The sequence below is a fragment of the Ruegeria sp. ANG10 genome, from assembly GCF_040705255.1.
Taxonomy (GTDB): Bacteria; Pseudomonadota; Alphaproteobacteria; order Rhodobacterales; family Rhodobacteraceae; genus Ruegeria.
This window is the reverse complement of sequence record NZ_JBFCVU010000002.1, coordinates 163,743-185,083: the sequence shown is the minus strand read 5'-3', so window position 1 is coordinate 185,083 and position 21,341 is coordinate 163,743. Positions and strand designations below refer to the sequence as shown.

At 57.8% G+C, this 21,341-nt stretch carries 20 protein-coding genes and 3 tRNA genes; 12 read left to right on the top strand and 11 right to left on the bottom strand.

The window, feature by feature from the left end; genetic code table 11:
* Positions 1–4 precede the first annotated feature (4 nt).
* Positions 5–700, top strand: coding sequence for a hypothetical protein (locus tag AB1A64_RS04945; protein WP_366550404.1), 696 nt, complete (start codon positions 5–7; stop codon positions 698–700).
* On the opposite strand, the gene AB1A64_RS04940 is transcribed toward AB1A64_RS04945, so the two are convergent.
* Positions 701–1,654 carry a radical SAM protein gene (locus tag AB1A64_RS04940; RefSeq protein WP_366550403.1) on the bottom strand — a complete coding sequence of 318 codons (954 nt, stop codon included), beginning with the start codon at positions 1,652–1,654 and terminating at the stop codon, positions 701–703. It abuts the gene before it with no gap.
* Between the two features lie 163 nt (positions 1,655–1,817).
* Between AB1A64_RS04940 and zwf the strand changes: the two genes are divergently transcribed.
* The 4 genes from zwf to AB1A64_RS04920 all read left to right on the top strand — a co-directional run bounded on the left by zwf (position 1,818) and on the right by AB1A64_RS04920 (position 7,323).
* Positions 1,818–3,272: a glucose-6-phosphate dehydrogenase gene (gene zwf / locus AB1A64_RS04935; protein ID WP_366550402.1), complete on the top strand. Its 1,455-nt coding sequence runs from the start codon at positions 1,818–1,820 to the stop codon at positions 3,270–3,272.
* The gene (pgl, locus tag AB1A64_RS04930) at positions 3,269–3,940 is read left to right on the top strand and encodes a 6-phosphogluconolactonase (RefSeq protein WP_366550401.1); all 672 of its coding nucleotides are present in this window, start codon (positions 3,269–3,271) and stop codon (positions 3,938–3,940) included. Before zwf ends, pgl begins: the two co-directional genes overlap by 4 nt.
* Before the next feature lie 5 nt (positions 3,941–3,945).
* On the top strand, positions 3,946–5,556 hold the full coding sequence (gene pgi, locus AB1A64_RS04925; RefSeq protein WP_366550400.1) for a glucose-6-phosphate isomerase: 1,611 nt from the start codon (positions 3,946–3,948) through the stop codon (positions 5,554–5,556).
* Positions 5,557–5,703: 147 nt separating this feature from the next.
* Positions 5,704–7,323: a long-chain-fatty-acid--CoA ligase gene (locus AB1A64_RS04920; RefSeq protein WP_366550399.1), complete on the top strand. Its 1,620-nt coding sequence runs from the start codon at positions 5,704–5,706 to the stop codon at positions 7,321–7,323.
* Positions 7,324–7,342: 19 nt separating this feature from the next.
* On the opposite strand, the gene AB1A64_RS04915 is transcribed toward AB1A64_RS04920, so the two are convergent.
* The 3 genes from AB1A64_RS04915 to AB1A64_RS04905 all read right to left on the bottom strand — a co-directional run bounded on the left by AB1A64_RS04915 (position 7,343) and on the right by AB1A64_RS04905 (position 8,604).
* Positions 7,343–7,417, bottom strand: a tRNA-Asn gene (locus AB1A64_RS04915).
* A gap of 120 nt (positions 7,418–7,537) precedes the next feature.
* Positions 7,538–7,612 (bottom strand) — tRNA-Asn (locus AB1A64_RS04910).
* A gap of 77 nt (positions 7,613–7,689) precedes the next feature.
* The gene (locus AB1A64_RS04905) at positions 7,690–8,604 is read right to left on the bottom strand and encodes an MBL fold metallo-hydrolase (protein WP_366550398.1); all 915 of its coding nucleotides are present in this window, start codon (positions 8,602–8,604) and stop codon (positions 7,690–7,692) included.
* A 44-nt stretch (positions 8,605–8,648) separates the two neighbouring features.
* Between AB1A64_RS04905 and AB1A64_RS04900 the strand changes: the two genes are divergently transcribed.
* On the top strand, positions 8,649–9,968 hold the full coding sequence (locus tag AB1A64_RS04900) for an ATP-binding protein (protein WP_366550397.1): 1,320 nt from the start codon (positions 8,649–8,651) through the stop codon (positions 9,966–9,968).
* On the opposite strand, the gene AB1A64_RS04895 is transcribed toward AB1A64_RS04900, so the two are convergent.
* The 6 genes from AB1A64_RS04895 to AB1A64_RS04870 all read right to left on the bottom strand — a co-directional run bounded on the left by AB1A64_RS04895 (position 9,965) and on the right by AB1A64_RS04870 (position 16,225).
* Complete coding sequence (locus AB1A64_RS04895; RefSeq protein WP_366550396.1) at positions 9,965–10,888, bottom strand: hypothetical protein; 924 nt, start codon at positions 10,886–10,888, stop codon at positions 9,965–9,967. The genes AB1A64_RS04900 and AB1A64_RS04895 overlap by 4 nt on opposite strands.
* 7 nt (positions 10,889–10,895) lie before the next feature.
* Positions 10,896–12,209: a TRAP transporter large permease subunit gene (locus AB1A64_RS04890; RefSeq protein ID WP_366550395.1), complete on the bottom strand. Its 1,314-nt coding sequence runs from the start codon at positions 12,207–12,209 to the stop codon at positions 10,896–10,898.
* 4 nt (positions 12,210–12,213) lie between these two features.
* Positions 12,214–12,747, bottom strand: coding sequence for a TRAP transporter small permease (locus AB1A64_RS04885; protein WP_366550394.1), 534 nt, complete (start codon positions 12,745–12,747; stop codon positions 12,214–12,216).
* Between the two features lie 69 nt (positions 12,748–12,816).
* Positions 12,817–13,794 carry a TRAP transporter substrate-binding protein gene (locus AB1A64_RS04880; RefSeq protein WP_366550393.1) on the bottom strand — a complete coding sequence of 326 codons (978 nt, stop codon included), beginning with the start codon at positions 13,792–13,794 and terminating at the stop codon, positions 12,817–12,819.
* A gap of 50 nt (positions 13,795–13,844) precedes the next feature.
* A complete protein-coding gene (locus AB1A64_RS04875; RefSeq protein WP_366550392.1) occupies positions 13,845–15,095 on the bottom strand; it encodes an FAD-binding oxidoreductase in 1,251 nt (416 codons plus the stop codon).
* Positions 15,092–16,225: an enolase C-terminal domain-like protein gene (locus AB1A64_RS04870; protein WP_366550391.1), complete on the bottom strand. Its 1,134-nt coding sequence runs from the start codon at positions 16,223–16,225 to the stop codon at positions 15,092–15,094. Before AB1A64_RS04870 ends, AB1A64_RS04875 begins: the two co-directional genes overlap by 4 nt.
* Before the next feature lie 100 nt (positions 16,226–16,325).
* Here AB1A64_RS04870 and AB1A64_RS04865 point away from each other — a divergent pair, with 100 nt between their 5' ends.
* From AB1A64_RS04865 to AB1A64_RS04850, 4 genes are all read left to right on the top strand, one after another.
* On the top strand, positions 16,326–17,243 hold the full coding sequence (locus AB1A64_RS04865; protein WP_366550390.1) for a LysR substrate-binding domain-containing protein: 918 nt from the start codon (positions 16,326–16,328) through the stop codon (positions 17,241–17,243).
* A 126-nt stretch (positions 17,244–17,369) separates the two neighbouring features.
* Positions 17,370–18,080 carry an aspartate/glutamate racemase family protein gene (locus AB1A64_RS04860; protein ID WP_366550389.1) on the top strand — a complete coding sequence of 237 codons (711 nt, stop codon included), beginning with the start codon at positions 17,370–17,372 and terminating at the stop codon, positions 18,078–18,080.
* A gap of 295 nt (positions 18,081–18,375) precedes the next feature.
* Complete coding sequence (locus tag AB1A64_RS04855; RefSeq protein ID WP_366550388.1) at positions 18,376–18,636, top strand: hypothetical protein; 261 nt, start codon at positions 18,376–18,378, stop codon at positions 18,634–18,636.
* 259 nt (positions 18,637–18,895) lie between these two features.
* Positions 18,896–19,066, top strand: coding sequence for a hypothetical protein (locus tag AB1A64_RS04850; RefSeq protein ID WP_170348840.1), 171 nt, complete (start codon positions 18,896–18,898; stop codon positions 19,064–19,066).
* A gap of 411 nt (positions 19,067–19,477) precedes the next feature.
* Here the strand turns inward: AB1A64_RS04850 and AB1A64_RS04845 are convergent.
* Positions 19,478–19,554: transfer RNA gene (locus tag AB1A64_RS04845), tRNA-Ile, on the bottom strand.
* Positions 19,555–19,661: 107 nt separating this feature from the next.
* Between AB1A64_RS04845 and purM the strand changes: the two genes are divergently transcribed.
* On the top strand, positions 19,662–20,708 hold the full coding sequence (gene purM / locus AB1A64_RS04840; protein WP_366550387.1) for a phosphoribosylformylglycinamidine cyclo-ligase: 1,047 nt from the start codon (positions 19,662–19,664) through the stop codon (positions 20,706–20,708).
* Positions 20,705–21,301, top strand: a complete 597-nt coding sequence (gene purN / locus AB1A64_RS04835; protein WP_366550386.1) for a phosphoribosylglycinamide formyltransferase — start codon at positions 20,705–20,707, stop codon at positions 21,299–21,301. Before purM ends, purN begins: the two co-directional genes overlap by 4 nt.
* Positions 21,302–21,341 lie beyond the last annotated feature (40 nt).

Below are 21,341 nucleotides of genomic sequence, written 5' to 3'. Positions count from 1 at the left end.
CTTTATGTCCCGAGCTTTGCTTTTCGCCGCTGCGCTGTTTATCAGCGGACCATCTGTCGCCGAAGGCGTCTTTGACAAAATCAAGAAAGGTGCTGCAAACACAGCCGACGCTGTCGGGCGCGGGGCTGAAACCGTGGGCAATACCATCGAAAAGGGTGCAAACGCGGTTGAAGGGACTATCAACTCGACCACTGATCTGGTGACGAACGAGGCTACCCCCGAAGAGACGCGCGCCAAGCTGGACATTATGGCCAGCGAGGTTCTTACCCAGTTATTAGCGGAAAACCCCGACGCGAAGGCTCTGTATGACGTGAGTGCGGGCTACGCGGTGTTCGATTCACGCAAGGTTACGGTGTTTCCGGTCTCGGCCGGGTATGGACGCGGGGTGGCCGTTTCAATGGATACCGGCCAGCACACTTATATGAACATGGGGACTGGCGGAGTGGGTGCCGCCGTGGGTATCGGCGGGTTTGAAACAAAGTTCGTGATTATGTTCGAAACCCCCGTCGACCTGCAGAAATTCATTGAACAGGGTTACGATGCTACGGCGGAGACCGGCGCCATGTATGGCGACGAGCGCAGCGGAGAAACCGTGCGGTTCACCGATGGTCGGTCCTTTTTCGTGCTGGGCAAGAAAGGCTGGCGCGTCTCGGCTGGGGCGTCCGGCACGAAATTCTGGGAATCGCCTGAACTGAACTGATCAGCCTGAACAGCTGGCCCCGCCCAGAACACAGAATTTGGCGCAATGGGGATGGTTGAGGTGTACGTCCGCCTCGGCCTCGGCCAGGGTGTGACCCATTTCGAATTCGGGCGCATAAGGTAAAAGTGTGCAGGCCAGAACGGCGGGGCGTTCCGCACCCTTGCGCTTTACCACCATACGGGCGCTGGCGCACATCACGGCGTCGGGTGATTTGTCCAGAATACCCCAGCAAGCTGTGGTGATTTCCGGCACTTCGATGGATTCGTCCATCTCGGGGAACAGGGCCGTCTTGCCAGGGTTTTGGGCGTCTATGTCAAAGCCATTCTGCTTGAAAAACGCAGCATAGCCAGCGCGGCTTTCTACGTCGCTGTCACCCCAGACAGTGCGTCCGGCCACGGCCATGTTAAAGCCGTTGTCACGCAGCCACTCCATACCGGTCACGGTCTTGGCGAAGCTGCCCTTGCCACGTTCTTCGTCATGCAAATCGGAGCAGTAGTGATCGACCGAGATTCGCAGGGTTAGCTTGTTGCCGTAGTCACGCTGCAATTCCAGCAGACCCTCACGCATCTTTCGGCGCATCATTGGTTGCATGGCATTGGTGAGAATCAAAACCTCATACCCACGCTCCAGCGCAGCGCGGGTCATGTCGATCATTTCGGGGTTCATGAATGGTTCACCACCAGTGAACCCGATTTCCCGAACCGGCCATTTGCGGGATTCGATTTGATCCAGATAGTCCCGCACCTCATCGGCAGAGATATAGACCAGCGCATCGTTGGTCGGGCTGCTTGCGATATAGCAGTTAACACATTCGATATTGCACAAGGTGCCGGTGTTGAACCAAAGCGTTTCCGGGTTGCTAAGCGCAACCGAGGCCCGCGTTTGCCCGTCAGCCGTCACCAATGTGTTCTGAAATTTGCCGATATTGGCAACCTGAGAGGCGTTGTCTTTCATTCCGGTATCCGGTTCTTTGCAGTCCTGATGCTGACTTAGCCTTTCAGACCGAATTAGTTAAGGGTTCCACGGTCGACCTGACAGAGTTTTGATGACGGGAAAAAGTGTAATTTTGTTTGCGCTAACATTGGACATGCCCTCAGGGGTAAGGTAAGGGAAACGCATGGTTTCTCGCGTCATCCCCGTCGACCCGTTCGATCTGGTCATTTTTGGCAGTACTGGCGATCTTGCGCAGCGTAAGATCCTGCCGGCCCTGTTCCGACGCTATTGTGCCGGACAATGGCCTCAGGACGTTCAGATCATTGGCGCGGCCCGTTCGGAATTGGACAGCGATGCGTTTCGGGATGTGGTCACGCAATCGTTGCGCGAACATGCGCCCGCGCATTGTACGGATAGCAAGGCACTGAATGCGTTCCTGCAACGGGTCGATTATGTCGCGTTGGATGCGCTTACGGATGAAGGTTGGGATCAGCTTGCCGCCAAGCTCACCATTGATCGGGTGCGGGCCTTCTATTTCTCGGTTGGGCCGCGCTTGTTTGGGCCGTTGGCCGAGCGGATCAAAGCCCATGACCTAGCCACCGCGCAAACGCGGATCGTTATCGAAAAGCCATTTGGTCACGATCTGGGCAGCGCGCAGGCATTGAATGCAACGCTGGCAGAGCATTTTTCAGAAAGTCAGATTTATCGGATCGACCATTATCTGGGCAAGGAAACCGTTCAAAACCTGATGGCCGTCCGTTTTGGCAACATGCTGTTCGAACCGTTGTGGAACAGTCAGTATGTCGACCACATCCAAATCACCGTCGCCGAATCTGTCGGCATCAAAGGACGCGAAGAGTATTATGAGCGCGCAGGCGCCATGCGTGACATGGTGCAGAACCATCTGATGCAACTGCTCTGCCTGATTGCGATGGAACCGCCGGCCAAGTTCGATCCTGACGCGGTGCGCGACGAAAAGCTCAAGGTGATCCGCGCATTGGACCCGGTCGAGCCGCACCACATCGTGCGCGGTCAGTTTGAAGGTGGGCCGAATGGGTGTAGCTATCGGGATACTGTTGGCAATCCACGTTCGACCACGGAAAGCTATGTGGCGCTGCGGGCTCACGTCAGCAACTGGCGGTGGGCGGGTACGCCGTTCTATTTGCGCACGGGCAAAAGGCTTGTGGCGCGATCTTCGGTGATCAATGTGATGTTCAAGGACGCACCGCATTCGATCTTTGGCGCAGATGCCGGGCGTCACGCCAATGTTCTGTCGATCCGTCTGCAGCCGAATGAAGGCATTACGCTGAAGGTGACAATCAAGGAACCGGGGCAGGGTGGGATGCGTCTGGTCGACGTGCCGCTTGACATGAGCTTTGCCGAGGCGTTGGGGCCCGAAAACCAGGACCCGCCGGACGCTTATGAGCGGTTGGTGATGGATGTGATCCGTGGCAACCAGACCCTGTTCATGCGCGGCGATGAGGTCGAGGCCGCATGGGCCTGGACCGATCCGATAATCGCGGGTTGGCAGGCGCGTGGTGATGTGCCCAAACCTTATGAAAGCGGCAGCACTGGCCCCGGCGACGCCGAGCTGCTGATGAAACGAGACGGTCGCCGCTGGCAAGGAATAAACCCATGAACATACAGGAATACGCCGACCGGGATATGCTGGCCATCGACGTTGCAAACGTGCTGGCAGGCGATCTGGAATCAGCCTTGCTGCATCACGATGTCGCCTCGCTGGCAGTGCCCGGTGGTACCACGCCCGGTCCGATGTTCGATGTTCTGTGCGCGGCGGATCTGGAATGGGACCGGGTGCGGGTTCTGCCCACCGATGAACGCTGTGTACCGGGTGATCACGACCGCTCGAACGAGCGTCTGATACGCGAGCGGTTGCTGACCAATCGGGCGTCGGTGGCGCAATATATCCCTCTGTACGTGCCGGGGAAGGAGCCCGAGGATGTCTTGCCGGAAATCGAAAGCCTGATCACTCCGATCAGGCCCTTGTCGGTGCTGGTGTTGGGAATGGGCGAGGATATGCACACGGCATCCCTTTTCCCAGGTATGGATGGGCTTGAGGCCGCGTTGGACGGCCACGCGCGTCCGCTGGCTGTGGCACGGACCGAAGTTCAGCCAGAACCCCGTATCACGCTGACTGCGCCCGTTCTGGATGGTGCCTTGTCGAAACACCTGATCATTTTCGGGAACGCGAAACGAGATGCTTTGGAACGGTCCATGTCCCTGCCGCCGGAAGAGGCCCCAATTGCAGCGGTGCTGAGCGGCATGACCGTACATTGGGCGGAGTAGACGCTATGCAACTGGAGAAACTAAAGGCACTGGCAGCAGAACGGCAGGGGCAGCCCATCCTGGATCTGTTCAACAAGGATGCGAGCCGGGCGCAGGGGTTTTCGGCCTCAACCGGTGATCTGCTGTTTGACTATTCGAAAACCCTTATTGACGCGGACATCCGCGACGCTTTGATCGGGCTGTGCGATACGGCGGGTCTGGCTGAACGGCGTGACGCCATGTTCTCGGGCGTCAAGATCAACGAAACCGAAGGGCGCGCGGTGCTGCACACGGCGCTGCGCAATCTGGATGGCGGCCCGGTCGAGGTTGACGGGTTGGATGTGATGCCCGACGTGCTGGACACGCTGCACCGGATGCGGGTCTTTGCTGAAGAGGTGCGCGGGGGTGCGATTTCTGGGGTAGGGGGCAGCTTTACCGACATAGTGAATATCGGCATCGGGGGTTCGGATCTAGGTCCGGTGATGGCGACGCACGCATTGGCCCCATATCACGACGGGCCGAACCTGCACTATGTGTCGAACGTGGATGGCGCGCACATTGCTGACACGTTGCGTCTGCTGGATCCGACACGGACATTGGTCATCGTAGCGTCAAAAACCTTTACCACGATCGAGACGATGACCAACGCCCGTACCGCGCGCGCCTGGATGTTGGATGGCGGCGGCGACCCAGCAAAGCAGTTCGCTGCCGTGTCTAGCGCGGTGGATAAAACCGACGCCTTTGGCATTCCTATGGGACGGGTGTTCGGTTTTGCCGACTGGGTTGGCGGGCGCTATTCGATTTGGGGACCGGTTGGATTGCCGGTGATGATCGCGGTCGGTTCGAACGCGTTTGATGCCTTTTTGCGCGGCGGACAGGCGATGGACGTCCATTTCCGCGCTGCCGACTGGATCGAGAACATGCCGGTAATGCTGGCTTTGGTTGGGGTCTGGCACCGTCAGGTTCTGGGATATACCAGCCGCGCGGTTCTGCCCTATGATCAACGGTTGCTGCGTCTTCCCGCCTACTTCCAACAGCTTGAGATGGAGTCGAACGGTAAATCCGTTGCAATGAACGGCAGTGCCTTGACCATGCCTTCGGGGCCTGTGGTTTGGGGTGAACCGGGCACCAATGGCCAGCACGCCTTTTATCAGTTGATCCATCAGGGCACCGATGTGATCCCCTGCGAATTCATGGTGGCCGCCGAAGGGCACGAGCCCGAACTTACCCACCACCACCGCCTTTTGTTGGCCAATTGTCTGGCCCAGTCCGAGGCACTGATGCGTGGCCGGTCGTTGGATGAGGCGCGGCAGCGCATGGCCGAACAAGGGTTGGCCGGTAAGGAACTTGAGCGTCAGGCCCGTCACCGTGTGTTCCCAGGCAATCGGCCGTCCTCGACCCTGATATATCCGAAACTCACGCCGTATGTGCTGGGCCAAATCATCGCCTTGTACGAGCACCGCGTGTTTGTCGAAGGGGTTCTGCTGGGGATCAATTCGTTCGACCAATGGGGGGTGGAACTGGGCAAGGAGTTGGCGACCTCGCTGGGTCCGATTGTGGATGGTGAGGTTAGCGCTGACGGCAAGGATGGCTCGACCGCTTCGCTGGTTGCTTATGCGCTAAAACACCGCAATTGAGGGATCGATTTTACCACCTGCCGCAACGGCAAATCGCATTCTTTTATTGTCAGACAATTAAATGCTTGGCAGGCTCTGCCTAAGGAAAAGCCATACTGCCCGATGTGATTGCGGGCAAAAAGTGGCACCGCCATAGGGAGGACGCCCATGCTGGGACAGATGATGACGCAGCCCTTGCTGATCTCGTCGCTGATTGATCACGCCGATCGCTTTCACGGTCAGACCGAAATTTATTCGGTCGAAACCGATGGCACAGTGAGCCATAGCAGTTGGTCGCAAGTGGCGGAAAATGCGCGGAAACTGGCCTCGGCACTGTCTAAGTTGGGATTAGAGCCACAGGCACGGATCGCGACGCTGGCCTGGAATAACCGGCGGCATCTTGAGATCTACTATGCCACTTCCGGGGCCGGGTTCGTCTGCCACACCGTCAACCCGCGTCTGTTTCCGGAACAACTGACCTATATCATCAACCACGCGCAGGATCGGGTTCTGTTCTTTGACGCGACCTTTATTCCCCTGGTCGCTGCCCTGCACGAGCATTTGCCAGAGGTTCAGCATTTCGTCCTGATGGGGCCAAGAAACGAAGACGCCGTCGCGCAGATACCTGGTGTGCAATTCTACGACGATCTGATCGAGACCGGTGAGGCCAATTTTGAATGGCCCAGCTTTGACGAAAACACAGCATCCGGCCTGTGTTATACATCCGGTACAACCGGTAATCCTAAGGGGGTGCTGTATTCACACCGTTCCACTGTGCTGCACAGTTTCGGGTCTAACACACGCGACGTTATCGGATTTTCGGCGATGGATGTGGTGATGCCGGTGGTTCCGATGTTCCATGTAAACGCCTGGGGGTCACCGTATGCCTGCGCTATGTCGGGATCGCGTATGGTGTTGCCGGGACCGGGTTTGCATGGTGAGGCGCTGGTGAATCTGATCGACACTTACGGCGTCACTCTGGCCATGGGTGTGCCGACGATCTGGCAAGGGCTGTTGGCCTATGCCGAGCAATCCGGCAGCAAGCTGGCCAGCCTGCAGCGGACGGTAATCGGCGGGGCTGCGTGCCCGCCTTCGATGATCGAAACCTTCCGCGAAACCTATGGCGTTGACACGGTCCACGCTTGGGGGATGAGCGAGATGAGTCCGTTGGGAACTGCAAATCACCCTCTGGCCAAGCACTTGGACCTGCCGGAAGACGAACAGCACGCAGTCCGTGAAAGCCAGGGACGACCTTGTTACGGCGTTGATTTGAAGATCGTCGACGATGAAGGCAATGACCTGCCGCATGACGGCGAAACCCAAGGTGATTTGCTGGTGCGTGGGCCATGGGTTTTGGACAGCTATTTCCAGATGCAAGATGAAGACTTGCTGCAGGATGGCTGGTTTGCCACTGGTGATGTCGCCACGTTGGACCCTGACGGCTATATGACCATCCGCGATCGGTCCAAGGACATCATCAAATCCGGGGGTGAGTGGATCAGTTCGGTCGAGTTAGAGAATATCGCCGTCGCGCACCCCAAATTGGCGACCGCAGCCGTGGTTGGCGTACCGCATCCGAAATGGGACGAGCGCCCACTGCTGGTGGCCGTAAGGGCGGAAGGAGAAGACCCGACCGAAGATGAAGTGCTGGCATTTTATGACGGTAAAATCGCCAAATGGCAGGTGCCGGACAAGGTGGTGTTTGTGGACGCCTTGCCCCTGAACGCAACGGGCAAGGTTCTGAAACGCAATTTGCGCGCGGAATTCAAGGACGCCTTGACGGGGTAATCACCAAAAATGTGGGAAATGGCTCCGGCGGTAGGGATCGAACCTACGACCAATTGATTAACAGTCAACTGCTCTACCGCTGAGCTACGCCGGAACGGTTTGCGCCGTATAGCAACCTGTTTCTGCGGCGTCCAGAGGGCGTATAAGATTTTTCGTCGAAAAATCTTGCGCCGCAATCGGCCGTTGGTGATGAGTGTCTAAGGTGGGGAGAATTTGGCTCCGGCGGTAGGGATCGAACCTACGACCAATTGATTAACAGTCAACTGCTCTACCGCTGAGCTACGCCGGAACTGAGGGCCGTATAACAATCCCGATTTTTGTCGTCCAGAGGGGAATTCGACGTTTTCGTAAAAAAGTTTCAGCGGCTTAGGTTTGTCTGGTGAAACGGGTGTTAGAAGACAGCTTTCCTTCGGAAGTGACTTGAGATTTCCCAATCAGATCAATCAAATGGGCGAAGACGTTCCGTTCAGCAGCAGGTAGCAGGGCGGTCGGAGTGTCGACGTAAATTCGCTCGGCCAGTTCTCGGGCCGTACCGGCGTGATCTTCCAGCGCAGACAGAATCTGTGCTTCGCGTGTCAGGCGGTGTTTGATCAGCCAGTCCAGCCGCGCTGCGGGATCAGCAATCGGCGCGCCATGCCCGGCGTGAAAGACCGCCCACTCGCGTGAGTGCAGACGATGACAGGCCGCCATGAAATCCGTCAGATCACCGTCTGGGGGCGAAACCAGTGAACTGGCCCACCCCATGACGTGATCGCCAGTGAAGCAGACCTGACCCCATCCAAGCGCGATGTGATTTCCTAGATGGCCGGGTGTGTGAATCACCTCAAGCTGCCAGCCATCGCCTGCGACCAAAGCCCCATCCGCAAGTTCGATGTCAGGGCGAAAGCTGGTGTCGATACCTTCGCCGCCGCCCACTAACCCGCCCTCAGCCAGTTGAGTCATGACTGCGCTACGCCCGGCCTCGGGCCCTCCAAAGGCCAGAATCGGGGCCCCGGTACGATCCGCCAAAGGTCGCGCCAGCGGAGAGTGATCCAGATGGCTGTGGGTGACGATGATATGGCTGATCCGCTGTCCGGGCCCTATCGCTGACAGAATCGCATCCAGATGATCATTGCTAAGCGGTCCGGGGTCGATCACGGCAAGCTCGCTTGTCCCCAACAGATATGTGTTGGTCCCGCGATATGTCATTGGCGATGGATTCGGCGCCAGAATACGCTGCAATCCCGGCTGCAGCTCGACCGCCGGACCGGCGGGCGGATTGAAATCGTCAGGCGCCTGCATTCTGGGCTCTTTCTCTTGTCGTAACAGCCCGTTAGGTTTAGCGCATGTCCGCGCTTTGGCTCAAACACTATATGCCGCGCAGCCTCTATGCCCGTGCTGCGCTGATCCTGGTCCTGCCGGTGGTCGTGGTGCTGTTGGTGGTGGGGATCGCGTTCCTGCAAAAACACCTGGAAGACGTCACGGCGCAAATGACCCGCGCTGCTTCGCGCGAAGTGATGTTGATCACGGAGGTCATGGAAGAGACGGAAACGCAACAACAGGCATTGGCAGCTGTTCGGCTTGATCTGCAGGCGCTTGAAATGAAGGCCCGCTTTCTGGGCATTAACGACGAACCAATGGTTGGTCACCGCCGTTGGTATGATTTCATTGCGCCACGGGTTGAGGCCGATCTGCAGGGCTTGCTTCCCGATTTGGTGGCGGTTGCCTTGCCCAGCGGTCAAGAGGCGCGGCTGTACCTGCAGACAGACCTCGGCATTCTACAACTGACTTTTGATCGCCGCCGGTTGTCTCCGGTAGCGCCGCACCAGTTGATCGTGACGATGGTGTTCTTTGCGGTTGTGATGACCACGATTTCTTTCCTGTATATGCGCAACCAACTGCGTCCGATTACACGCCTGGCCGAGGCTGCGCAGGCCTTTGGTCGGGGCAGGGTGGTGCCGTATTCACCCGGCGGCGCCATCGAGGTGCGCGCGGCGGGCAGTGCCTTTCTGGACATGCGTGCCCGTATCGAGCGCCAGATGGAGCAGCGCACCATGATGCTGTCGGGGGTTAGTCACGACCTGCGTACCCCGCTGACGCGTTTAAAGCTGGGCCTGTCGATGTTGCCAGAGGATGAAGCAGCCCCTTTGCAGCAGGATGTTGACGAGATGCAATTGCTGCTGGATGCGTTCCTCGAATTCTCGCGCGGGGCGGCCGAGGGCGCTCCAGAAGCTGTCGATCCGAAGGTGCTGTTGGAGCAAATCGTGAAAGACGCGCGGCGTGCAGGGCATGAGGTCGATTTGATCTCGGTCGAGGGGGAAGGGATGGCGATGCTGCGCCCCACTGCCATGCGGCGCGCGGTGGAAAATCTGATCGGAAACGCCGTTCGCTATGGCAATTGCGCTGATGTCAGCCTGTCCATCACACCCAAATCCCTGCGTATCCGGGTCGAGGATGACGGGCCAGGAATTCCACCCGAGCAGCGGTCCGAAGCGGTCAAACCATTTGCCCGCCTTGATCCGGCGCGCAATCAGAATCAGGGTACCGGAGTGGGGTTGGGCCTTGCTATTGTTTCAGATATCGCGCGGGCCCACGGGGGCGTGGTGCGTCTAGGCAAGAGTGAGCGACTAGGCGGTCTCTGCGCCGACATCATAATCGGGCGCTAAGGCTTCGATCGATACATGCGCCGCATCACCAGCGGGGTCAGGTACATCGGGATTTGGTAGGCCCCGATGAACACCATGATCGGTGCAGTAACCTCGGGCGCTAAAGCCACGAAAAACAGCGCGATATTACGGTTGCCTGCGATCAGGGACACCGCCGTCGCCACGGCTGTGGACATGCGATACCTGGTCAGTCGAAAACAGACGACCTGAACGCCAAAATTGGCGATGCAGGCAAAAGTAATCCAGAGGAACGCGCGTTTCGGATCGGTCAGGATGACCTCGCTGACCGAGGGCATCAGGCCGATGACGAAGAGGGCTAAAGTGATGTTTGCAAGACCGTCAAGCGCACTTTCTGTTTTGGGCGATGGGTCTCGCAGCAGTGTTTTTCGAATAGCGACTGCGGTCAGTGTCACCAGCAGGATTGTGATTAGCAGTTTTAACGCAGCCCAAAGCACCGTATCGAATCCGCCCAGTTGCGGCGCAAACCAGAATACCGGGGCTATAGTCATTGGCAGTAACGCAGTGCCGATCACCAAAAGGCGGAGCGCGTATTCAGATGGGTGCCCCATCATCCGACACATATTAGGGCTGCCGGCGATCGAGGGGGCCGCGGTCATGACCAGCAAGGCAAATAGGGCGGGGGTGTCGAGCCACCCGCCCAAGGCACCGACCGTCAGCACTGTCAGGGGCATCGCAACCTGTAGACCAAGAACCACCAAGACAACGCGGGGCAGATCACGCAGCGATCCGAATATGCGCGCGGGGTCCATTCGTAGCACGGTGACGAACAGCAACAGCACAACCATCGGCGGCAACAGGGGCCGCATCGGTTGCGCCAACCCCGGCAGCAGCAGCCCTGACAAAAGGCCCGCCAACAGAACAAATGGTCCGTGGCGGGCAGCGATGTGCAGCGGGTTCAACGGCAGGCTACCCGGTTGGGCCTTGCCGCAGGTTATTCGGTAGCCAGGTGGCCAAATCCGGGAACCAGATCAGGACGAAAACCATAACAACCATGATCAGGAACATCGGAATCGCAGCACGGGCGATATAGCTCATTTCATGATTGGTCATGCCCTGCATCACAAACAAGTTGAACCCGATAGGCGGCGTGATCTGCGCCATTTCAACCACGACAACGATGAAGATGCCGAACCAGATCAGATCGATACCGGCGTCGCGGATCATCGGCTCGACAACGGCCATGGTCAGAACGACCGAGGAAATGCCGTCCAAAAAACATCCAAGGATGATGTAGAACACAAGCAGCACCATCAGCAGTTCGAACCGCGTCAGTTCCCATCCGGCAATCAGATCGGCCAGACCGCGCGGCAGGCCGGTAAAGCCCATCGACAGCGACAGGAATGCCGCGCCCGCAAGGATCAACGCGATCATCGCGCTGGTGCGGGTGGCCCCCATGAGGCTTTCTGTGAACGTCTTCCAGTTCAACGAACCCTGACCGGCGGCGAGCAACAGCCCCCCGATCACACCAAAGGCAGCGGCCTCGGTCGCGGTGGCATATCCCAGATACATTGAGCCGATGACAACGACGATCAACAGGATCACTGGCAGCAAAAAGCGCGAGTTCTTGATCTTCTCGGCAAAGGTCCGTTTGTTTTCCTGGTTCGGGCTCCAGTCCTTGCCAATTTTGGAATAGATCGCGACGTAGCCCATGAACATGCAGGCCAGCACCAGACCCGGCAGGATGCCAGCGAAGAACAGCTTGGTGATCGATTCATTGATGGTGACGCCATAGACGATCAGCGTCAGCGAGGGCGGGATCATCAGGCCAAGCGTCGCCGCGCCGGTCAGGGTGCCGATAATCATCCTTTCCGGATAGTTACGCTTGCGCAGTTCTGGGATTGACATCTTGCCAACTGTGGTCAGCGTCGCAGCGGACGAACCCGACACGGCGGCAAAGACCGTACAGCCCACGATATTGGTATGTACCAGACCGCCGGGCAGGGGGGCCATCCACGGGGAAAGCCCCTTGAACATGTCCTCGGACAATCGCGTTCGATACAGAATTTCCCCCATCCAGATGAACATTGGCAGTGCTGTCAGCGTCCACGAGGACGAGGCCGACCAGATCGTGGTGATCATGACGTCGCCGACGGGGCGGGTGGTGAACAACTCCATCCCGACCCAGGCGACGCCCATCAGTGCAAGCCCGACCCAGACGCCGGTGCCAAGCAGGGTGAACAGAACAAAGAGAAAGAGGATGATGATTGATGCGTTTTCCATGCTCTCACTCTCCGTGGCTTTGATCGGCAAGATCGCGGGTGATGCGGTGATCGCCGCGGAAGATCACGTGGATAAGGTGATCAGTCAGAGCGATGGCCAGAATGACCGCGCCGACTAACATGGCCGATTGCGGTATCCAAAGTGCGGTTTTGTCCTGTCCCTGGCTGATATCGTTGAACTTCCAGCTCCAATAAACAAAGCGGTAGGCGTACCAGCAGAAATACCACATGACCGCCGTGCCTATGCCAAAGCACCAGATTTCCAGCACCCGGCGGAATTTATCAGGCACCGCATTCAACAGGATCGACACGCGGATATGACTGCCCCTGTTCAGCGCGTTTGCAAAGGCCAGAAACGAGGCTGCGGCCATCGCGTAACCGGCATAGTCGGGCGCGCCGGGGAACACTTCACCGGTCCAACGGGCCAGCATCTGCACCACAATTAGAACCAGTATGGCGATCAGGCTTAACGCCGCCAGCACGCCTGCTGCCAGATAAATGAAATCCAGTACGGACCGAAGCCCTCGCAATGCTGCCATACTGTCCCCGCTTTTCTTTTGGTTGGATAGAGTACGGGCGGCAGATCGCTGCCGCCCGCACACGCTGTGTTATTGCTGTGCGTTGAAGGCGTCGACGATGGCTTTGCCTTCGTCCCCGGCAGCCTCAAGCCATTCATTGGTCATGGTGACGCCGATCTCTTTCAGCTCGTTGGTCATCTGCTCGGACGCCGGACCAACGGTCATGCCGCCATCACGCAAGCCTTGCAGGGTGAACCCGGTATATTCCTTGGCCCGCCAGTTCCCCGCGTATTCGGCCAGTTCGGCGCAGGCTTTGATGACGTTCTTATTCGCGTCAGATACTCCGGCCCAGATATCCGAGTTGACCATCACATAGTTGCGCGGCAGCCAGGCATCCACTTCGTAGAAATAATCTAGGCTTTCCCAAACTTTGCGGTCATACCCGGTTGAGCCAGAAGACACCATGGAATCGGCAACGCCGGTGGCAAAGGCCTGGCTGATCTCGGCCGCTTCGATGGTCACCGGCAGCATTCCGGTCAGCTCGGCAAGACGTGACGTGGCGTTGTTGTACGAGCGGAACTTGATGCCTTTCATATCAGCGACCGAGTTCACTTCGTCTTTGAAATACAGCCCCTGCGGCGGCCACGGCACTGCATAAAGCAGCGTCAGGTTCTGTTCGGCCAGCAGGTTCTCGATCGAAGGTTTTGCAGCGTCCCAAAGCTTGGCGCTGTCGTCAAACGAGGTTGCCAGGAAGGGGATTGAATCAAATCCAAACAACGCGTTTTCGTTCTGGTGGCCGGACAGCAGACGCTCTCCAATAGGGGCCTGACCGGTCTGAATGGCGCGTTTGATATCCGCCCCTTTGAACAGGGAACCCGAAGGGTGGGTGACAATTTCGATCTCGCCGCCGGTGCCGGTGGTCACGCATTTGGCGAATTCAGCGCCTGTGGCCGAATGGAAGTTCGACGCCGAATAGGCCATCGGCATGTCCCATTTTTCAGCTGCGACCGGCAGGGCTGCGGCAGCGGTCAGTGCAGTTGCTGCCATAAGGCTCGTCAGTTTTTTCATTTTAGTCTCCCAGTTGGTATTGATTCTGCCGGTGTTGTTCACCGGCTTTGCTAATTTGCGTATCGCGACGGCGCGTAAACGCTGACATCCGTGTTCGGACGTCTGCCCGCGATCATTTGCGCCAAAAGACGCCCTGTTTTCGGTCCGCCCGTCAGACCGATGTGATGGTGGCCAAAGCCCATATACGCGCCGTCAATCCCCGGAACTTCACCGATAACTGGGATCGAATCTGCGGGTGCGGGCCGGTGCCCCATCCATTCCACTTCATCCTTCCATGTCACACCCGGAAAAGCCGCCCGGGCATTCTTGCGCATCAATTCGAACGGCGCCTTCGAGGGCGGCGCGTCCAGCCCGCCGAACTCGACAATCCCGGCCAGACGGATGCGACCCTCTAACGGAGTGGCGACGAACTTGCCTGAAGCCACCATAACCGGGCTTTTCGGCATTGCGGAAGGTTCCACTAATTCAAGATGATACCCGCGTTCGCTTTCCAGAGGAACAGTAATGCCCAGCTTGTCGGCCAAAGGTCCTGACCAGACCCCTGCAGTTATGATCGCTGTGTCGCAGGGGATGGTTGTACCGCCTGCGCGTACGCCTGTGACTTTACCGTTGTCCCGAACCACGTCTTCGACCGTTGCGCGTATAACTCTGCCTCCATTAGCCTCGACATGGGCGGCCAGATCTTTGACATAGCGCCCCGGATCGGTGATGTGGCCATGATCGCCAAGCCGGGCGGCAAACCCGATATCCTTGCTGAAAATCGGGTCATAGGCATGAAAGGCTTCGCCTTCTAATTCGTCCCACGCAAAACCATGCTTGCGCCGGATGTCCCAGCCAAGTGCATCACCTTCGAAATGTTTCCGGTTTTCGTAAAGGAACAGATAGTCAGATGGGACAATCCACTTCTCGGCCCCGGTGCCGTGCGCCAGCGCTTGATGGTCATTCAGGCTGTCGCCGACAATAGGTGTCAGCGCGGCAGCAATGCGTTCAACGTCGCCCGCGTTGGCATGTTTCAGATAGCGCATCAACCATGGCAGCAGTTTGGGCACGTATCCCCATTTCATGAACAGAGGCTGGGACGGATCAAACAGCATCCTCGGGGCTTTTTGCAGCAGTCCGGGCACCGTGACTGGAATAATCGAGCAGGACGCCAGAACCCCGCCATTGCCGTGCGACGTACCCTCGCCAGGTCCAGCCTTGTCGATCAATATGACGTCATGCCCATCACGTTGCAGCCAGACCGCTGTGGATACGCCAACAATACCGGCACCGATTATGGCAATGGTCTTGCGCTCACTCATGCTGCCACCGCCTTGGCCACGGCATAGTGGTTCAGCTTGTCCAGATCCGGTCGGCCACCAATCCCGGGCATGTCCGGCACGATGACTTGTCCGTTCTGTACCACGAAGGGGTCTTCCAGAATGTCTTCTTTCAGGAAATACGATGCCTGATAGAACTCGCATCCCAGCTTTATTTCGGGTGTTGCAGCGATCATGTGGGTTCCGGCCAGATGCGCTAGACCAGCCTCGAACATATCTCCACCATAGGCGCTGAGCCCATGAGCCGCGGCGATGCGGGCCACGGTCTGGCCCCGGCTGAGCCCACCGGACTTCATGATCTTGACCGACACGCCATCGCATATGCCTTCTCGCGCGGCACGCTCCATATCCTCGGGGCCAAACACGCTTTCGTCGGCGAGCAGGGGCAGGTCGATCTGACCTCGCAGTTTGGCCATCATGCCATAGTGATGCGCCCGCACTGGTTGTTCGATGAAATCGGGTTTGAATTGAGCAACATCGCGTACCTGAGCAGGAGCATCCTCGATAGACAGACCTTGATTGTAATCCACTCGCACAGAAAACTCGGGGTAATGCTGCGCCAGATGTTCAAGCCGCATGATGTCGAACGCATGGTCCTTGAACCCGGTCTTCAGCTTGATGATGCGAACTCCGTCCTCGCGCAATTGCTCGAGCAGTGCGATGTCCTGCGCGAAATCAGGATTGGCGATCGAACAACTCAGCGGAATTGTGTCCCGGCATTTGCCACCCATCAGTGCCCAGACCGGCACGCCGCTGATACGCCCTGTCAGATCCAGCAAGGCAGTTTCCAGTGCGGCCTTGGCCTCGGTGCAATGCGCGACGCCATGGGCAGCCTTGGCCATGATCCCAGCCCGATCTGCCACGCGCGAGCCAACAACCAACGGCCGGATATAACGATCCAGCGCCGCATAAGTTGCTTCGGGTGTACCGGTGAAAACCGACCATGGCGACGCTTCGCCAAATCCTTCTGATCCGCCCTCTGAGGTCAGGCGCAAGATCACAACTTCGCAGCTGCCTTCGACCGAGCCGATTCCATGGTCACGCCGTGAGGTAACAGGCAGCTCAAGGTGCCAAAGATCGAACCCTGTGATGGTCTGATTCAAGTCGGTCATTGGTCCTCCTGTCGTCCGGGGGAACCGTGCCGTGATAGCTATATCATTTCAAATACTATATTGTGGCAAGGGTATCAGAAAAAATGATGTGAGTAAGTCAATGTCCCTAAGGTTTCGGCAATTGCAGGCGTTTCACGCGATTATGGAGACGGGAACGGTGACCGGGGCGGCTTCGGTTCTGGGGATATCGCAACCCGGTATCAGCAATCTTCTGGCTCAGTTAGAACGCGAAGCCCGCCTGCCGCTGTTTGAGCGCAACAAGGGCCGTCTGATGCCGACCCCCGAAGCCGATCTGCTGTACCGCGAGGTTGATACGGTTGTGCGGGGTCTGGATCACGTGGCGCAGGCCGTGACGGACTTGCAAAACAAACATCCCGGTCAGCTGCAAGTGGCCGCGCCGCATATGCTGTCGTTTGGATTCATGCCACGGGAAATCGCGCGCTTCGCCGCCAGCCGCCCCAATCTGTCGGTCAGTTTTCAATCGCAATACTCGTCCAAAATTCAGGAATGGGTGATCTCGGGACTGTTCGAGGTCGGCATTGTCGAGGTGCCAATTCTGCACGATACGCTCAATGCTCAGGTGTTCCGTTTTGAAACCGTGGCCACATTTCCCGAAGGCAGTCACCTGGCACAATACGACGTGCTGACCCCGGACCTGCTGGAGAATGAGCCCTTTATCGTGATGGGCCCTGAACACCAAACCTATCGTGGCACACGAGACGTCTTTCAGGCCGCGAATCGGATGTGGCGCACGCAGATACACACGCATCTGTCCGAAAACCTACTGAGCTTTGTCAAACAGGGCATGGGCGTTGCCGTCATCGACCCCTTTACCGTCGCCTTTGATGCCGAAGGCGGCTATGAGACCCGCCCATTTCGGCCCGCGGTGACGTTGGAGCTGGCGATTATCACGGCCAAAGGGCGTCCTTTGTCGACCATCGCGCGGGAATTCCTAGACCAGCTTGTGCCCGCGATGGCGTCTTTTTCCACCAACGCGCATGGCGGCGACAGCGTTTGAATACCAAGCGCTCAGTTTTTGCCTATTGACCTTTATCCGGTCTGTGCAAACTCTGCCCACGTCGCCGCGTTTCGAATGGCGAAGAAAATCCTGCAGAACGTGCCCGGAAATCAAAAGGTTTGAGGAATGATCGCAACAGGTGGCAAATCGGTTTACGGTGCATCGGTGGGTATCCTGATGCTGGACGCGCGCTTTCCCCGCATTCCCGGCGATATGGGCAACGCGCTGACCTGGCCGTTTCCGGTGCATTACCGCATCGTGCGGAACGCCTCGCCCGATCTGGTGGTGCGTCGCGGGGCCGCTGGCATGCTGGACGCCTTTGTCGATGCCGCGCGCGAGCTGGTTGACGAGGGCGTGGACGGGATCACCACCAATTGCGGGTTCCTGTCGCTGTTTCAGAAAGAACTGTCTCAGGCGGTCCCGGTGCCCGTTGTCACATCCTCGCTGATGCAGGTCGAAATGGTGAACCGGATATTGCCCGCGGGCAAACGGGCAGGGGTGCTGACCATCTCGGCCTCGACCCTGACCGAGGCCCATTTACGCAGCGCAAAGGTGCCCGAGGGCACGCCCATCGGCTCGACCGAAGGAGGGCAGGAGTTCACGCGCGCGATCCTCGACAATGAACTGACGCTGGACGTGGACAAAGCCCGCGCTGACAATGTCGAGGCTGCCCTGGCGATGAAAGAGGCCCACCCCGACCTCGGCGCGCTGGTGCTGGAATGCACCAACATGTGCCCCTACGCGGCCGATATTCAATCGGCGACGGGGCTGCCGGTGTATTCCATCGTCTCTCTGGTCAGCTGGTTTCAAGCGGGGTTGCGACCGCCTGTTTATTGAGCGATTAACGCCGAGCGGCGACGTGTTTTGCATCCATTCAACGCGCCGCGTGCCCGTGCAAGTTAAACGATGAATTTCACGCGGATTCGACACCTTGAGTCGGTTTTATTGGCGTAATTGCCGTAGTATATCTTCTTCACTTTGCAGGATATTCTAGTAGCCGGTGCCGGCACTTGGAGACGTCAGTCGCGCGATCACAGATCACGCGGATGAGATATTGCAGATGATAAGATGATGCAAATTTTTGGTCTAAAGAACCGATCGACCCGTATCCCTTTTGTAATGGGAGGAAGTCATGACCAATAGTTTCGACGTAAAATCGACGTGGGATTCGGTAATGGATGAGACCAAGAACCCACTCAAGAAATACTCTCTAACTACAGCGCATATGCTAATGCAGATGTTGGCGTGGATGTGGAGTGCAATTTTTTCACTTATGATTGGCAGCTATTTCGTTTTCGGAATCACAGCGGTGGGCCACATGCTGCTGATTGGTGGATTGTTTGTAACGTTAGCCGTTTTCCAAAAAGCCGAAGCGGCTGATCCCAAAGAGTGACGTTGCCTCCCCCAATGATGGGGAGCCATCGTAATCCGGGGCATTTGGTCCAATCCCTGACCTGCTCCGAATAGCCTACACTACCCCAAACTGTCGCCCGCGTTGTTTGTAAAGGTACATCTCCGAACAACGCGGTTTTTTTTGGTGAGGGAATGCATGTGAAGGCTCTGCAGTCGAGTAAGGCGTTTTGTGTCCACTAAACTTGAGGCGATTTTTTATTTTATAGTGACGGAATGTTTTTCGCGGTCGGGGATTAGCAATGGACAACACTGTATTGTATTTTTTAGTTGGCATTTTTGTCGTTGGGCTTTTGACGCTCGGCTATTACTCAAGAAGTAGCGGCGCATTGATATCTATTGTGATCGTGATTGGCGTAATTGCCTCAGTAATAGCCTATCTTGGTGGCTATTTTGGTGAGCCTCCAAATTAGAAATCCTACTGAGCATCGAAAGCAGCGAGTGATCCAGCGCCTTCGCTGCCGCGTATCGTTTTTGTCCCTTTAGTCTGGGCAACCCCTGACCAGGCTATGACCCGCGTTGCCCGCCATCCCAGATTTGGGCAACGCGGGCACCGTTAATCCAGTTCTTAAGTTCATCCGCATCGTATTTTTCCGCCACCGCGCTCAGTGTAGGCCATTTAGGTATCTTTCAGGTCAGCGCGGAATCTTTGGGTGCTAGGGGTATCTAGCTTCTTGATACGAGCGACCGGCCGGGCAAGTGATTTCTGGTCTATCAGTAATGCGTGTTGTTCTGGTTCGGTCTGATCCGACTTTGGAATCACGCAACAACCACAGAAACAGCGTTCCCTTGCTTGCCTTTTGAAAACCAGTTTAGCGGTGATTTGGTAGGCCCGGCAGGACTTGAACCCGCAACCAAAGCGTTATGAGCGCTCTGCTCTAACCAATTGAGCTACAGGCCCGCCTGAGCGCTTTGAGTATCACGGTGAACGGCCGCGTCAAGCCTGACCGTTGCAACAGGACGCACAATCGAATAACCCGCGCGGGAACCATTCATAAGGGGCTGGCCATGACGACGGGCAAGAACGGAATCACCTATGCCGATGCAGGCGTTGATATTGATGCGGGGAACGCTCTGGTCGACCGGATCAAGCCTGCGGCCAAGCGCACCAACCGCTCGGGCGTGATGAGCGGTCTGGGCGGGTTTGGTGCCTTGTTCGATCTGAAAGACGCCGGATATCAGGACCCGATTCTGGTGGGCGCGACCGATGGGGTTGGCACCAAGCTGCGGATTGCCATTGATACCGGCGTGGTTGACGGCGTGGGCATTGATCTGGTGGCGATGTGCGTCAACGACCTGATCTGTCAGGGGGCCGAGCCTCTGTTCTTCCTCGATTATTTCGCCACCGGCAAGCTGGACACCGACACCGCCGCACGGATCATCGAAGGCATTGCCGAGGGCTGTGTGCAGTCCGGTTGCGCCCTGATCGGTGGTGAAACGGCCGAGATGCCGGGCATGTATCCCGACGGTGATTTCGATCTGGCCGGATTCTCGGTCGGCGCGATGGAACGTGGCGCGCATCTGCCCGCGGGCGTACAGCAGGGCGACGTGCTGCTGGGGTTGGCCTCGAACGGGGTGCATTCCAACGGCTATTCGCTGGTGCGCAAACTGGTTGAGATCTCGGGTCTGGGCTGGGATGCGGCGTCGCCCTTTTGTGACGGGTCGCTGGGTGAGGCGCTGCTGACGCCAACGCGGCTGTATGTAAAACCCGCGCTGCAGGCGATCCGGGCAGGGGGCGTACATGCCCTGGCCCACATCACCGGTGGCGGCTTGACCGAAAACCTGCCACGCGTGCTGCCCGAAGGGCTGGGTGCCGAGATCGACCTGAACGCCTGGGACCTGCCGCCCGTCTTCCGCTGGATGGCGGAAACCGGTGGTATCGTCGAGGCCGAGATGCTGAAGACCTTCAACTGCGGCATTGGCATGATTGTCGTCTGCGCCGAAGACCGCGCCGATGAACTGGCCGCTCTGCTGGCCGGGGCCGGAGAAACAGTTGCTCGCATCGGCACCGTGACCGACACGCCCGGCACGGCCTATTCGGGCAAACTGTTGTGAGTCACAAGCGCGTCGCCATCCTGATTTCGGGGGGTGGGTCCAACATGGTGTCGCTGGTCGACAGCATGGTCGGCGATCACCCGGCACGCCCATGTCTGGTTCTGTCGAATGACGCTACGGCGGGCGGGCTGAAAAAGGCCGCGGACCGTGGCATCCCGACGGCTGCGGTAGATCACCGCCCCTTCAAGGGCGACCGCGCTGCGTTTGAAGCGGAGCTGCTGAAGCCGTTGGAAGAGTCGCAACCGGATATCGTCTGCCTCGCAGGGTTCATGCGCGTTCTGACCGGTGATTTCGTTTCCCGCTTTCAGGGGCGGATGCTGAATATCCACCCCTCATTGCTGCCGAATTACAAAGGCCTCAACACCCATGCCCGCGCGATTGAGGCTGGGGATGTAGAACATGGATGTTCTGTTCACGAGGTTACTGCAGCGCTGGATGACGGCCCGATCTTGGGGCAGGCGCGGGTAAACATCGAAGCCGGCGACACGCCCGAGGCCTTGGCTTCCCGTGTGCTGGTTTGGGAGCATAAGCTTTATCCTGCAGTGTTGCGCCGTTACGCCAGTGGCGACCGGACTCCGGTGTTGCTGCCTTGAACGTCCCAGGGTGATTTACACGCGTGTTAAATTCGGCCTA

Coding starts and splice junctions, on each gene's coding strand:
- AB1A64_RS04945 (WP_366550404.1), top strand. CDS start 5: ATGTCCCGAGCTTTGCTTTTCGCCGCTGCGCTGTTTATCAGCGGACCA.
- AB1A64_RS04940 (WP_366550403.1), bottom strand. CDS start 1,654: ATGAAAGACAACGCCTCTCAGGTTGCCAATATCGGCAAATTTCAGAAC.
- zwf (WP_366550402.1), top strand. CDS start 1,818: ATGGTTTCTCGCGTCATCCCCGTCGACCCGTTCGATCTGGTCATTTTT.
- pgl (WP_366550401.1), top strand. CDS start 3,269: ATGAACATACAGGAATACGCCGACCGGGATATGCTGGCCATCGACGTT.
- pgi (WP_366550400.1), top strand. CDS start 3,946: ATGCAACTGGAGAAACTAAAGGCACTGGCAGCAGAACGGCAGGGGCAG.
- AB1A64_RS04920 (WP_366550399.1), top strand. CDS start 5,704: ATGCTGGGACAGATGATGACGCAGCCCTTGCTGATCTCGTCGCTGATT.
- AB1A64_RS04905 (WP_366550398.1), bottom strand. CDS start 8,604: ATGCAGGCGCCTGACGATTTCAATCCGCCCGCCGGTCCGGCGGTCGAG.
- AB1A64_RS04900 (WP_366550397.1), top strand. CDS start 8,649: ATGTCCGCGCTTTGGCTCAAACACTATATGCCGCGCAGCCTCTATGCC.
- AB1A64_RS04890 (WP_366550395.1), bottom strand. CDS start 12,209: ATGGAAAACGCATCAATCATCATCCTCTTTCTCTTTGTTCTGTTCACC.
- AB1A64_RS04885 (WP_366550394.1), bottom strand. CDS start 12,747: ATGGCAGCATTGCGAGGGCTTCGGTCCGTACTGGATTTCATTTATCTG.
- AB1A64_RS04880 (WP_366550393.1), bottom strand. CDS start 13,794: ATGAAAAAACTGACGAGCCTTATGGCAGCAACTGCACTGACCGCTGCC.
- AB1A64_RS04875 (WP_366550392.1), bottom strand. CDS start 15,095: ATGAGTGAGCGCAAGACCATTGCCATAATCGGTGCCGGTATTGTTGGC.
- AB1A64_RS04870 (WP_366550391.1), bottom strand. CDS start 16,225: ATGACCGACTTGAATCAGACCATCACAGGGTTCGATCTTTGGCACCTT.
- AB1A64_RS04865 (WP_366550390.1), top strand. CDS start 16,326: ATGTCCCTAAGGTTTCGGCAATTGCAGGCGTTTCACGCGATTATGGAG.
- AB1A64_RS04860 (WP_366550389.1), top strand. CDS start 17,370: ATGATCGCAACAGGTGGCAAATCGGTTTACGGTGCATCGGTGGGTATC.
- AB1A64_RS04855 (WP_366550388.1), top strand. CDS start 18,376: ATGACCAATAGTTTCGACGTAAAATCGACGTGGGATTCGGTAATGGAT.
- AB1A64_RS04850 (WP_170348840.1), top strand. CDS start 18,896: ATGGACAACACTGTATTGTATTTTTTAGTTGGCATTTTTGTCGTTGGG.
- purM (WP_366550387.1), top strand. CDS start 19,662: ATGACGACGGGCAAGAACGGAATCACCTATGCCGATGCAGGCGTTGAT.